15 protein-coding genes and 4 pseudogenes are annotated in these 11,992 nt (G+C 71.5%); 16 read left to right on the top strand and 3 right to left on the bottom strand.

What is annotated here, in order from left to right; genetic code table 11:
- The first annotated feature begins 93 nt into the window (after positions 1-93).
- From LMU33_RS05690 to LMU33_RS05645, 11 genes and pseudogenes are all read left to right on the top strand, one after another.
- Complete coding sequence (locus LMU33_RS05690) at positions 94-1,110, top strand: cytochrome c oxidase assembly protein (protein ID WP_228617897.1); 1,017 nt, start codon at positions 94-96, stop codon at positions 1,108-1,110.
- A 66-nt stretch (positions 1,111-1,176) separates the two neighbouring features.
- A pseudogene (locus tag LMU33_RS05685) lies at positions 1,177-1,861 on the top strand (flavin reductase family protein).
- A 49-nt stretch (positions 1,862-1,910) separates the two neighbouring features.
- Complete coding sequence (locus LMU33_RS05680) at positions 1,911-3,206, top strand: FAD-dependent oxidoreductase (RefSeq protein ID WP_228617895.1); 1,296 nt, start codon at positions 1,911-1,913, stop codon at positions 3,204-3,206.
- 96 nt (positions 3,207-3,302) lie between these two features.
- Complete coding sequence (locus tag LMU33_RS05675; protein WP_228617893.1) at positions 3,303-3,644, top strand: YciI family protein; 342 nt, start codon at positions 3,303-3,305, stop codon at positions 3,642-3,644.
- On the top strand, positions 3,631-4,866 hold the full coding sequence (locus LMU33_RS05670; RefSeq protein ID WP_228617892.1) for an RNA polymerase sigma factor: 1,236 nt from the start codon (positions 3,631-3,633) through the stop codon (positions 4,864-4,866). Before LMU33_RS05675 ends, LMU33_RS05670 begins: the two co-directional genes overlap by 14 nt.
- Positions 4,867-4,959: 93 nt before the next feature.
- A pseudogene (locus LMU33_RS41900) lies at positions 4,960-5,041 on the top strand (family 1 glycosylhydrolase); the annotation flags it as partial.
- An 81-nt stretch (positions 5,042-5,122) separates the two neighbouring features.
- On the top strand, positions 5,123-5,509 hold the full coding sequence (locus LMU33_RS05665) for a hypothetical protein (protein WP_228617890.1): 387 nt from the start codon (positions 5,123-5,125) through the stop codon (positions 5,507-5,509).
- A gap of 61 nt (positions 5,510-5,570) precedes the next feature.
- Positions 5,571-5,801: a hypothetical protein gene (locus tag LMU33_RS05660; RefSeq protein ID WP_228617889.1), complete on the top strand. Its 231-nt coding sequence runs from the start codon at positions 5,571-5,573 to the stop codon at positions 5,799-5,801.
- Positions 5,777-6,079: pseudogene (locus LMU33_RS05655) on the top strand (SUKH-4 family immunity protein); the annotation flags it as partial. The gene LMU33_RS05660 and the pseudogene LMU33_RS05655, both read left to right, overlap by 25 nt.
- Before the next feature lie 61 nt (positions 6,080-6,140).
- A complete protein-coding gene (locus LMU33_RS05650; RefSeq protein WP_228617887.1) occupies positions 6,141-6,497 on the top strand; it encodes a PP2C family protein-serine/threonine phosphatase in 357 nt (118 codons plus the stop codon).
- Positions 6,498-6,515: 18 nt separating this feature from the next.
- Positions 6,516-6,791: a hypothetical protein gene (locus LMU33_RS05645; protein ID WP_228617885.1), complete on the top strand. Its 276-nt coding sequence runs from the start codon at positions 6,516-6,518 to the stop codon at positions 6,789-6,791.
- 40 nt (positions 6,792-6,831) lie between these two features.
- Here the strand turns inward: LMU33_RS05645 and LMU33_RS05640 are convergent, their stop codons facing one another.
- Entirely contained in the window at positions 6,832-7,392 is a 561-nt protein-coding gene (locus LMU33_RS05640; RefSeq protein ID WP_228617883.1) for a TetR/AcrR family transcriptional regulator, read from the bottom strand.
- Between the two features lie 216 nt (positions 7,393-7,608).
- On the opposite strand from LMU33_RS05640, the gene LMU33_RS05635 reads away from it, so the two are divergent.
- Positions 7,609-7,995, top strand: a complete 387-nt coding sequence (locus LMU33_RS05635; protein WP_228618358.1) for an RICIN domain-containing protein — start codon at positions 7,609-7,611, stop codon at positions 7,993-7,995.
- Positions 7,996-8,044: 49 nt separating this feature from the next.
- Here LMU33_RS05635 and LMU33_RS05630 read toward each other — a convergent pair whose 3' ends face one another.
- Positions 8,045-8,629, bottom strand: coding sequence for a helix-turn-helix domain-containing protein (locus tag LMU33_RS05630; RefSeq protein WP_228617882.1), 585 nt, complete (start codon positions 8,627-8,629; stop codon positions 8,045-8,047).
- Between the two features lie 119 nt (positions 8,630-8,748).
- On the opposite strand from LMU33_RS05630, the gene LMU33_RS05625 reads away from it, so the two are divergent.
- The 3 genes and pseudogenes from LMU33_RS05625 (at position 8,749) to LMU33_RS05615 (ending at position 11,063) form a co-directional block, all read left to right on the top strand.
- Entirely contained in the window at positions 8,749-9,585 is an 837-nt protein-coding gene (locus LMU33_RS05625; protein WP_228617880.1) for an EamA family transporter, read from the top strand.
- A gap of 49 nt (positions 9,586-9,634) precedes the next feature.
- Positions 9,635-10,282, top strand: a pseudogene (locus tag LMU33_RS05620) (FMN-binding negative transcriptional regulator).
- A gap of 73 nt (positions 10,283-10,355) precedes the next feature.
- On the top strand, positions 10,356-11,063 hold the full coding sequence (locus LMU33_RS05615; protein ID WP_228617879.1) for a B3/B4 domain-containing protein: 708 nt from the start codon (positions 10,356-10,358) through the stop codon (positions 11,061-11,063).
- A 45-nt stretch (positions 11,064-11,108) separates the two neighbouring features.
- On the opposite strand, the gene LMU33_RS05610 is transcribed toward LMU33_RS05615, so the two are convergent.
- On the bottom strand, positions 11,109-11,447 hold the full coding sequence (locus LMU33_RS05610) for a hypothetical protein (RefSeq protein WP_228617877.1): 339 nt from the start codon (positions 11,445-11,447) through the stop codon (positions 11,109-11,111).
- Between the two features lie 174 nt (positions 11,448-11,621).
- Here LMU33_RS05610 and LMU33_RS05605 point away from each other — a divergent pair, with 174 nt between their 5' ends.
- Positions 11,622-11,975, top strand: coding sequence for a zinc ribbon domain-containing protein YjdM (locus LMU33_RS05605; RefSeq protein WP_228617875.1), 354 nt, complete (start codon positions 11,622-11,624; stop codon positions 11,973-11,975).
- Positions 11,976-11,992: the final 17 nt, after the last annotated feature.

Below are 11,992 nucleotides of genomic sequence, written 5' to 3'. Positions count from 1 at the left end.
CCCATGCCCGACTTGGAGCCGCGGGGGACTAGCGTCTTCCCGTCACGGATCCGAGCCGGTTCTTCCGTGTCGAGCCGAAGGAGGACGATCTGCATGGATGGTCACGCGATGACCGAACTGTCGGCGGGCCAGCTCCCCGAGCTGACCACGGGACGTCTGCTGTCCACGTGGCACCTGGACGTCCCCGCGCTGCTGCTGGTCATCGTCCTTGGCGCCCTGTACGGCTGGGGCGTCGCGCGGCTGCGCAGGCGCGGCGCGACCTGGCCGCCCGCCCGGGTCGCGGCCTTCGTGCTGCTCGGCCTCGGCGCGCTGGTGGTGGCCACGATGTCCGCCCTCGCCGTGTACGACCATGTGCTGTTCTGGCCCGCCGCCGTGCAGAACATCCTCCTCGACCTCGTCGCACCCCTGGGCCTGGCCCTCGGCGATCCGCTGCGGCTCGCCGTCGAGGCACTGCCGGAGGGCGCCGCCGGGCGAGTGCGCCGGGCCATGACCGGCCGCCTGGTACGCGTGCTGACGTTTCCGCTGGTCAGCACGGCCCTGGTACTGGGGACCGAGCTGGCGGTGTACTTCACGCCGTACTTCGAGACCGCTCTGCGCGTGGGCTGGCTGCACGAGCTGATGTATCTGCACCTGCTCGCGGCCGGCTCTCTGTTCGTCGTACCGGTGCTGACCCACGAAGAGGCACTGCCCGCCTGGTGCACCCACCCGGTGCGAGCGGCGCTGGTGTTCCTGGACGGGATCGTCGACGCGGTTCCGGGGATTGTGGTGATGACGCACAGCACGCTGATCGCGGGCGCCTGGTACCTGCACCACGCCCCGACCTGGTCCCCGGACGTCCAGCGCGACCAGCAGATCGGCGGCGGCGCGATGCTCAGCATCGCCGAGCTGGTCGCGCTGCCCTTCCTGCTGGCGCTCCTGTTCCAGTGGGCGCGCGCGGAGCGGGTGCAGACCGTGGCCCTCGACCGGCGGCTCGACGCGGAACTCGTTCCCGTCACGGTCCCCGCCCCGGAGCAGGATCAGGCCGTCGTTTCCGAACGGGTACGGCCCTGGTGGGAGACCGAACAGAACGAGGTGGCCGCGAGGATCCGCAGCCAGCACCGGGAGAAGTGAGCCGGCCATGATCGCGTGTGCACGGTTCGGCTGCCGCCGAAGGGCCGGCGTTCTACGGTCGGCCGCATGGAAACCGCAGCGCACCGGGCCGGGACCAACGGCAGCCATCTGACCGTCACACCGAGCATCCTCTACTTCGGCACCCCCGTCGTGCTGCTGACCACCGAGAACGCCGACGGCACCTTCAACCTGGCGCCGGTCTCGTCGGCCTGGGCGCTCGGGCAGGTGGTGGTGCTGGGGCTCGGCAGGCAGGGCCAGACCGGTGCGAACCTGGCGGCCCGGCCGGAGCTGGTCATCAGCCTGCCCGAACCCGGGCAGTGGGCGGCCGTCGAGCACTTGGGACAGCTCACCGGCCGGCGCGAGGCGGCGGGGCACGGGCCCCGACGGGCCCGTTACGAGCCGGACAAGTTCACGGCCGCAGGCTTCCGGGCACAGGCCTCGCACGCGGTCCGTCCGCCGCGGGTGGCTATGCCCGATCCAGCTGGAGGCGCGGGCCGTCCGCGTGGGCACCGACGCCGCCGGGGACTTCCTGATCGTCGAGGCGCGGGTGCTGAAGGTACACGCCGACCCGCGCCTGGTGGTCCCCGGCACCCAGCACATCGAGCCCGCGGCCTGGAGCCCGCTGATCTACAACTTCCGGCACTACTTCGGACTCGGCCCGGAGCTCGGCCACAGCCACGTCTCCGAGACGCCCGGCAATCCTCGTGCCGCAATCCTCGTGTCGCGGGCCGGGCGCCGGCAGAAGGAGTAGAATATTCATCGACTGGTGAATTAATGGTCTTCTGAAGGGCAGGACCGCCATGGAACAGACCAGGTGCTGCGTCGTGGGAGGCGGCCCCGCGGGCATGGTGCTCGCTCTGCTGCTGGCCCGGTCCGGCGTTCCGGTGACGGTGCTGGAGAAGCACGGAGACTTCCTGCGCGACTTCCGCGGCGACACCGTCCACCCGTCCACCCTGGCGCTGCTGGACGACCTGGGTCTGGCCGAGCGCTTCGCCGAGCTGCCGCAACGCCGCGTCCAGACCGTCCAGTTGCCGATCGGAACCGACGGCTCGGCGGTCATGGTCGGGGACCTCTCGGTCCTGCCCGGTCCCTACAACTACGTGGCGATGGTGCCCCAGTGGGACCTGCTGGACCTGCTTGCCGACGAGGCCCGGCGTGAGCCGTCCTTCGAGCTGCGGATGAACACCGAAGCGACCGACTTCCTGATCGAGTCCGGACGGGTCAACGGAGTGCGGTACCGCACCGCCGACGGCCGCACCGGCGAGTTGCGCGCCCTGCTCACCGTCGCCTGCGACGGCCGGGGATCACTGGCCCGTTCCCGCCCGGAACTGCGCCTGCGCCGCTTCCCCTGCCCGATGGACGCCTGGTGGTTCCGGCTGCCGCGCCGGGACGGCGACCCGCAGGGGCTCTACGGCAGCGCCGGGGACCGCTTCCTGACCGCGATGATCGACCGCGGCGACTACTGGCAGTGCGCCGGGATCATCCCCAAGGGCACCGACGGCCGGCGCCGCGCCGCCGGCCTCGACCGCTTCCTGGCCGACTTCACGGCGGCCGTCCCCTGGACCGCCGACCGCGTGCACGCCCTGCGCTCGTGGGACGAGGTCAAACTCCTCGACGTACGCCTGGACCGCCTGCGCCGCTGGCACCGCCCCGGCCTGCTGTGCATCGGCGACGCCGCGCACGCGATGTCACCGATCTTCGGCATCGGCATCAACCTCGCCGTCCAGGACGCCGTGGCCGCCGCCCGCTACCTCACCGAGCCACTGCGCCGCGGGACGGTGCGACCGCGGGACGTGCGCCGTCTGCAGCGCCGCCGCCGTCCCGCCACGGTCGTCACCCAGACCCTCCAGCGGGTGGCCCACGCCCGCGTCATCGCGCCCGTCCTGCAGGGCCGGCCACCCCTCGGACGTGAGAAGAGGGCCCGGCGCACGGCACGCCTGCTCGCCGAGTCACGGTGGCTGCGCCGGGTGCCCGCGTACTTCATCGGCTACGGCGCACTCAAGGAACGGCCACCCGCCTCGGCCGTCCGCCGGGCACGGCCGGGCCTCGCGGCGCCGCCCGGCGGGACGGACACCGCCGCCGAGGTGTCCCCCTGAAATGGGCGCGACCGAAGTTGCCCGGACGACCCTGTCCTGTCGGCGTGTGCTCGTTCGTCGTGAAGGTGGACAGGAAGAACGGCCTAGGAGGACGCCATGAAGTACGTACTGCTGCTGACCCGCGGAGCCTGGCAGGAAGAGGGCTCCGACCAGGAGCGCGGCGAGGTCTACGGCCGGCTCGTGGAGTGGTTCGCCAAGCACCGTGCCGACGGGACGATCGTCGACGCCCAGCAACTCCGCGAGCCCGGCACCGCGACCACGGTCGTGGTCGAGCAGGGCCGCTCCACCATGATCGACCGCCCGCTGCTGGAGGCCAAGGAGGCGATCGGCGGGTACGCGGTCGTCGAGGCGCCGGACCTGGACGCCGCCCTGGAACTGGCGGCGAGCTTCCCGGTGCCCGACGGCAAGGTGGAGGTGCGACCGGTTGTCGAGCGCTGACCCGGCGGGCGCCCGGGACACCCGGTCGCTGATCGAGCGGGTCTTCCGCGAGGAGGCGGGCCGGCTGACGGCCAGCCTGGTCCGCCTCCTGGGCGACTTCGACCTGGCCGAGGAGATGGTCAGCGAAGCCGTGGTCGAGGCGCTGCGGCGCTGGCCGAGCTCCGGCCCGCCCAGCCGGCCCGGAGCCTGGCTCCTGACCTGCGCGCGCAACAGGGCCCTGGACCGCATCCGCCGCGACGCCCGCTTCAGGGACCGGCTCCCGCAACTCGCCGCCCGTATCGAGGCCCTGCCCGAGACGGCCGAGCGCGAGCCCGACGACCGCCTCCGGCTCATCTTCACCTGCTGCCACCCGGCGCTGGACCCGGACGCCCAGGTCGCGCTGACCCTGCGCGCCGTCGTGGGCCTGACGACCGCCGAGATCGCCCGGGCTTTCATGGTGCCCGAAGCCACCCTCGCCAAGCGGATCACCCGGGCCAAGCAGAAGATCGCCACCGCCGGCATCCCCTACCGCGCGCCCGAGCCCGAGGAGCGCGCCGCACGACTGCCCCAGGTAATGCGCGTGGTCTACCTCGTCTTCAACGAGGGCTGCTTCACCACCGGGGGAGACCTGGGAGTACGGCGCGAACTGGTCGACGACGCCGAATGGCTCGCCGCCCTCCTCGCCGGCTCACTGCCGCGCGAACCGGAACCCCTGGCCCTGCTCGCCCTCATCCGCCTGCACGCGGCCCGCTGGGCAGCCCGCCTGGACGGCGGGGGACGGCTGGTTCCGCTCGCCGACCAGGACCGCACCCGATGGGACACCCGGCGCATCCGCAGTGCCACCGCCCTCATCGAGCGGGCCGCCGCGCTCGGCAGGCCGGGCCCGTACCAGATCGAGGCCGCCATCGCCGCCGTACACTGCGAGGCACCCGACTGGAAAGACACCGACTGGCCCCAACTCCTGCGCCTGTACGACATGTTGCTGGCCGTCGACCCCTCGCCGGTCGTGCGCCTGAACCGCGCCGTCGTGATCAGCCACACCGACGGCCCGGCCGCGGCCCTCGCCCAAGTGGAAGCCCTCGCCGACCAGTTGGGCCGCTACCACCTGTTCCACGCCACCCGCGCCGCACTCCTGCGCGACCTCGGCCGCGACCAGGAAGCCGCCGAGGCCGACCGAAAGGCCCTCGGCCTCACCACCAACCCCGCCGAACGCTCGCTGCTCACGGCCCGCCTGGCGCAGTAGACGGGGCCCCGGCTTCAGGGAGACAGACAGCTCCGGCCGAGGGCATCGCCGATCTCTCACCTCGCGGTCCGGAGCGACCAGGCTGATCACTACGTTTGGTCCCTCCTCGACGACTTCGAGTGGGCGCACGGCTACGCGCAAGCGCTTCGGGATCGTCCGGGTCGACTTCGCAACCGACGGGTGCCCACGGGCCGGAGGATTGTCAGTGGGCGCCCCCATGGTGGGAATCGGTCGGCCTGAACCCACGGGGGGAACCATGTCCGAGACCGGCGTCGTCCTGCCGGGACGCGCATCGCATCCGTCGATCGTCCATGAGCCGACCCGCCGTGCCCTGGCCCCGGGCGAGCGACTGGACGGCCGGGGGCTGGTGAACTTCCGCCCGCTCACCGGGCCGTCGCCGCTGACGATGCACGACCATCTCGTCGTGCGGGGCGGTGACCCGGCGGAGCTCGATCCGGCCCTCGCCGGACTGCTGCTGTTCGGCCACCTGATCGTCGACGGATACGAGGAGGGCCCGGAGGTGGTCCTCGACGGCGCCGCCGGCCGCGTGTTCAGCATGTGTCTGTACGAGAAGCGGCCGGCCGGCGCTGTTCCCGCTGGCCCCGTCCGTCGGGGCGCTGACGCGCTTCCTCGACGCTGTTGACGAGTTCCGGGAGCCACGGGGCGTATTTGCGGCCCTGGCCGGGCGGACGGTCCCCGAGGCGGTGCGGGAGGCGGAGCGCCTGCTGACCGCCGTGTTCGCCGAGGAGGAGTGGGGCGAGGACGGCTGGGGTCCGGCGGGCCCGCGGTCCGGCTGGGAGAGGCCGCTCCCGGTGTTCTGGCGGATCGCGGCGGTGATACGCCCGCTCGGCCTGATCGCCGGGCCGGGGAGGGGCTGGCCCTGGACCTGCTGGAAGGGCTGCTGGACGGCGTGTTCGGAGCCGACAAGACGGTGAGGCTCACCGGCGAGCAGCTGCCGTCTGCCCTCATCCACGAGCCGACCCGGCGATTCCTGACCGAAGTGGGCCTGCCCGGCGACGGGTTCATGTTCTACGGCCCCGGGGCGGAACCGCTGGTCACACTCCCGCAGGACTGGGCGCGGTCGCAGAGCGATCCGGGGCTCGCCCATCTGTGGGTCGGCAGCGAGCAGTTGCCGCCCGACGCGGAACACCTGGTGGTGCTCGGCGGGCTGGTCCATGACTTCGACGTCCTGATCGACGGCCGCACCGGTGCCCTGTACTACACCGAGCCCGGTGCCGACCACGTCGTCCCGGTCAACGCCGACATCTCCACGCGTGACCCTGGCCAGTGCCGGCCATCCGCCACCGATCATGCGCCTGCCCGGCAGCGGCACGCGGCCCCTGGAGGTGCCTCCCGGGCCCGTCCTCGGCATCGACGCGGACGCCGACTTCCCCGTGACCGAGGTTCCGCTCAGGCCCGGGTTCATGCTCACCTGCTGCACCGACGGCCTCATCGAAACACCGGGAGTCGACCTGGACGACTCCATCGCTGCCCTCACCGGCCACTTGGCCCAGGCGGACGACAGTGACCTGGACGCACTCATCGACACCCTCGTCGCGGCCACCGGCGCCCACCGGCAGCGCACCGACGACGTCGCGCTGCTCGTACTGCACTTTCTGGGGCAGCGGTAGGAGAGCCAGCAGGTCAGCATGCTGGCCCTGCACCTGCTGCAGTCCGCCCTGGTCCACGCCGACACGCTGCTGATGCAGCAGGTCCTGGCCGAGCCGAAGCGGGCCGGCCGCCTCACCGAGGCCGACCGGCCGACATCTCCAGCACCAAGCCGCGGGCCGATCCGGCGGGTGGCCGCGCCCGATGTCGCCCGTATCGGACACTGCCGCGGCTCGAAAGGGGAGATCCCGGTCTTTGATGAGAACGAGTCGTGCGAACCGATTCGGGATCCGGAGGGTCTCCCGGCCACTGAGTGATCCCCGTCGGGCAGAGGGCCTCCCGTGAGGGGTGCCGTGGTCAGCGCACGAGGGGGAGGAAGATCGTATCGACGATCTCTTCGAGGACGTGGTCGGGCGCGGGGGTGAAAGTCGTGAGGATCTCGTGGCGCAGCAGGTCGAAGGGGAGGGACTTGATGCGTTCGCTGAGGTGTTCCGGTCTGACCTCGCCGCGGGCGACGGCGCGGTCGAAGAGGACGTCGGCGGTCTTCGCGCGTGCTGCGGCGAGGAGGTCGCCGGGGCTGGTGCCGGTCTCCTGGTAGTAGCCGGCCAGGTGCACGTTCATGACGGTGACGAGCTGGACGCGGGTGGCGTTGATCGTCCGCATGAGGGTGAGGACGTCCTCGCGCAGACTGCCGGTGTCGGGGATGTCGACTCGGGACTGCTCGAGGACGTGGGTGATGGCCGCCCGGACGAGTTGGTCGCGGCCCGACCAGCGGCGGTAGAGCACGGGCGGGCTGGTGCCCGCGCGCCGAACGACGGCGTCCATGGTGAATCCGGCGTAGCCGCTGTCTGCAAGTTCTTCCCAGGCCGCGTCGAGAAGCGCCTTCTCCAGTGCCGCTCCGCGGCGTCGCTCAGCCATCCAGACCCCTTTGGAAAGAGTTGCCTTTCTTATTTCGGCATCCTAGCCTGAGAGCCGCAAGATAAGACTCTCTATCTTAAGGGCCCCTGTCCGCGAGCCTTCGCCCCACATCCCTGAGGGCACGGCTGTAGACGTCGCCGCGCATCACGGCCACCTGCGCACGGGTCCAGTCGAGCACCCAGGCGCCGATCGGGTGCCGTTCACTGGTGCAGCGGTCTGGCCCTGGACACCCAGAACGCGGGCACCGCGCAGGGCACGCCCGAGGTCCAGGCGACCTCGACCACCGGCACCGACCAGAACTGGACCCTGGTGGCCGCGGGCGCGGGTCTCTACAAGATCGTGAACCAGAAGAGCGGCCTGTTCCTCGGCATGCAGAACATGAGCACGGCCGACGGCGGCACGGCCCTGATCTGGGGCGACAACGGAACCGCCGACCACCTCTGGCAGCTCGTCCCGTCCGGAGACGGCTACTACGAGATCGCCAACTACAACAGCGGGCTGTTGCTCGGTGTCGACCGGATGAGCACCTCCTCCGGCGCCCAGGTACTCCAGTGGGACGACAACGGCACCGCCGACCACCTGTGGAAGCTGACCTCGCGCTGAGGTCGGACCCGAGACGAGTACGCCCCCGGATGTCGGCCGGGGGCGTACTTCACGTGGTGGCGGCGGGGCCGGGCGGCAGGTGGACCGTCATGATCAGGTGACAGGTCTCGGTGCCCGTGCCGCGGTAGGTGTGCGGGGCGTCGCCGTCGAACGTGGCGGTCTGGCCCGCCGAGACCGTGTGTTCGGCGCCGTCGACGATCAGGGTCATGTGGCCCGAGGTGACGCTGACGGTCTCCACGACCCCGGCCTGGTGGGGGTGGCTGGGATATTCCTCGCCCGGTTCCAGCCGCCAGCGCCATACCTCGACCGGGGCGGGGCCGGAGGTGGTCAGCATGAGGCGGGCCTCGCTGCCGCGTTCTCCGGTCCACAAGGGCGCCACGGCGTCACCGGACACGACACGCACGCGGCCTTCGGGCGGCCCCTGCATCAGCGCGGACACCGAGATGCCGAGGGTGTCGGCCAGCCGGACCAGGGTGGCCAGGTTGGGGTTGCCCTGGGCCTTCTCCAGTCCCACCAGAGCACCCTTGCTGACCTGGGCGCGCCTGCTGAGTTCGTCCAGGGACAGCCCGGCGCGGATGCGGGCCGCCCGGACGTTGTGCGCGACCGACCGCAGGGCGGCGGCTGTCTCGGCCACCTGATCACCGTCCTCACCTATGCCTTGAGTACTGGAATGTACTGCACGGTCGTTTGATTGGCACGACATGGTCGGTCCGTTATACCGTGTGGTCGTTCCACTGACTCAAGGGATGTGCTGTGATCGCTCTGCTGCTGGCCCTGGGCAGCTCCCTCGCGTACGGATGCGCCGACTTCCTCGGCGGTCTCGGCGCCCGCAGGGCCCATGTGCTGCGGACCGTGATGGTCGCGGCCCCGGCCAGTCTCGCGGTCGAGCTGGTGCTGTGGCCGGTGCTCGGTGCCTCGTTCAGCGCGGGCGCCCTCGCCTGGGGCGCCGCGTCCGGGGTCGCCTCGGCCGCCGCGTTCGCCCTGCTCTACCGCACCCTCGCGATCGGTCCGATGAACGTCCTGTCGCCGGTGACCGCGCTGGTCTCCGCCGCGCTGCCCGTCGCCGTCGGCCTGCTGCAGGGCGAGCGTCTGACCGTCACCGGGCTGGTGGGGCTGCCGCTCGCACTGCTCGCGGTGGTGCTGGTCAGCGCCGGGCACGGCGCGGGCTCGGCCCGCCCCTCCCGTACGGCCCTCCTGCTGGCCTTCGGTGCGGGCGCCGCCATCGCCCTCCAACTGGTCTTCCTGCACCAGACGCCGTCCGGCAGCGGCGTGGCCCCGCTGATCACCGGCCGGGCCGTGTCCTCGGCCGTCACGCTGGCCGCAGCGGGGCTGCTGCGCCGCAGGCTCGGCCCCGAGCGGCCGGCGTACGGCATGTCGGCGGCCGCGGGTGTGCTGGACTCGGTCGCGAACCTGCTGTTCCTGCTCGCCGCCCGCAGCGGGGACCTGACCGTCGTCGCCGTGATCACCGCCCTCTACCCGGCCGGCACGGTCCTGCTCGCCCGCGGTGTGCTCGCCGAACGCATCCACCGCGGCCAGCTGGTCGGCCTGGGCACCGCCGCCGTGGCCGTCGGCCTCCTGGCCCTGACCTGAGCCGCAGCGTCACACCCCGCCGCAGTCGCGGCCACGCAAGGAGAAACGGATGTTCATCCAACCCTGGGACGCCGGCCTCGACACAGCCGAATGGCAGACGTGGCTCGCCGAAGGCCACGACTTCGGCCAGCTGAGCGTCAACGGCCTGCCCGGCCACCCGCCCGTCGTCGTCCCCACCCACTTCACCAGCGACGGCACACACCTCCTGATCCACCTCGCCCGGCCGAACCCGGTCTGGCGGACGATCGAACACGACCCGAACGTCACCTTCACCGTCATCGGCGACTACGCCTTCGTCCCGGGCCCCTGGCGCGCCAAACCCGGCACCCCGCCCACCGACGGCGTGCCGACCAGCTACTACGCGGCCGTCCAGTTCACCTGCCGCGCCCATGTCGTCGACGACCCCGAGGCCAAGGCGGACCTGCTGCGCCGTCAGCTGGCCCACTTCCAGCCCGAGGGCGACCACGCCGCCGTCGCCGCGGACTAGCCGCCGTACGGCCGGATGCTGTCCGGCATCCGCGGTCTGCGCCTGGAAGTCACCGATGTGCGGGCCAAGTTCAAGTACGACGACCACAAACCGGTCGAGCACCGCGCCGCCGTCGCCGACCGCCTCACCGAGCGCGGCCAGGGCCTGGACGTGCCCACCGCCCGCCAGCAGCTGCGCCGACTGGACCGTGTGGGCCCCTGGCAGCCCTGACACCGGGGACCCGCACACACCGTCCCCTCCCCGTACACACGCACGCTCGCCCCAGGAAACGGAAAACCCGCCCATGACCGACTTCCGTCTCGCCCCCGCCGTCGCAGAAGCCTTCCCCTCCGTCCTCATCGCCCTGGTCACCGCCACCGGCGTGCGCGGCCACGAGCCCTGGCCCCACACCGCCGCCGCCCTGGAGGAACTGGAGCAGCGGCTCGCCGACGGAAGCTGGCACCCCGCCGACGAGACCGACCCCCGCATCGAGGCCTGGCACACCGCCTACCGCTCCTTCGGCACCAACCCCCGCCGCATCCGCCCCAGCGTCGACGCGCTCGGGCGCCGCCTCGCCAAGAAGGGGAGCCTGCCGCGCATCAACCCGGCCGTCGACTCCTACAACTCCGTCTCCGTACGGCACGGTCTGCCCGCCGGCGCCTTCGACCTGGACCGCGTCACCGGCGACGTGGAGATCCGGTACGCGGACGGCACCGAGTCCTTCACGCCGCTCGGCGAACCCGGCGCCGTCGAGAATCCCAAGCCGGGCGAGGTCGTCTACGCGGACACCACCGGCGTCCTGACCCGCCACTGGAACCACCGTGATGCCCACCGCACGCGCGTCACCGAGGACTCCGCACACATCGCCTTCGTCCGCGAAACGCTCCACGCGGACCGGGACGGCGACCTCCTCAAGGTCGCGGCAGACGAGCTCCAGGGCCTGCTCGCCCCGCACGCCGACCAGACCTCCGTGCACTACCTCAGCCCGACCCAACCCGAGGCCACGGCCTGAGACCGGGTACTACGCGGTCACACGAGCGCCTGAACTACCCGTGTGTCACTGGATGGTCCAGCCCACACTGCCGACACCCGTGCTGTAGAACGCGCAGGAGCCGGTGGACTCACCGTACTGCCCCGGGTTCAGCGTCACCCAGTTGCCGGAGACGTCCGGGGCCCAGCCGCAGACGATCTCGGCGCGGAAGGTGACGGCGTGGTCGGTGTTGTTCTGGCAGCCCGCGATGCCGACGTCCGGATCGTTGTTGTGCACCCAGCCGTCGCAGTCGACGGTCCCCTCGGCAGCGGCCTGCGCCGGAACCGCCACGCCGGCGACGGAGAGAGCCACGGCGGAGACCGCGGTGGCCAGGCCGGCCGCGAAGATGCGCTTCCTGCTGTGCATGTGTACCCCCGTGAGGTCGAGTTTCCTTCTTCCTGTGATCAGTGAAGAGCACCGGTGCCCAGACGTGAACCTGAGACCTCTGAGGGTGCGCCGGTACGGCCCAGGGGCCGGGATGCACGACAACGAACTCGCCGCCGACTCGGGACGCATGCCGAGGCCGGATACGCTGGTCGGATGACTGAAAACCTTCCTCCCTGTCCGAAGTGCTCCTGTGAGTACACCTACGAGATGAACTCCCTTGTCGTGTGCCCGGAGTGCGGCCACGAATGGGTTCCCGCCGAGAGCGGGCCTGCAGACGCCGTGGGGGAACGAGTCGTCAGGGACGCCGTCGGCAATGTGCTGCAGGACGGCGACTCCGTGGTCGTGGTGAAGGCGCTGAAGGTGAAGGGGAGCCCCTCGGGGATCAAGGCCGGCACGAAGGTGCGCAACATCCGGCTGGTCGACGGGGTGGACGGCCACGACATCGACTGCAGGATCGAGGGCTTCGGGGCCATGCAGCTCAAGTCCGGCGTGGTCAAGAAGGCCTGAAGGGCCTGATCGCCCCT

It is taken from the genome of Streptomyces barringtoniae (assembly GCF_020819595.1).
In the GTDB taxonomy this organism is placed as follows: domain Bacteria; phylum Actinomycetota; class Actinomycetes; order Streptomycetales; family Streptomycetaceae; genus Streptomyces; species Streptomyces barringtoniae.
Note: the sequence above shows the minus strand (reverse complement) of the source record. Positions and strands in the feature narration are given on the sequence as shown.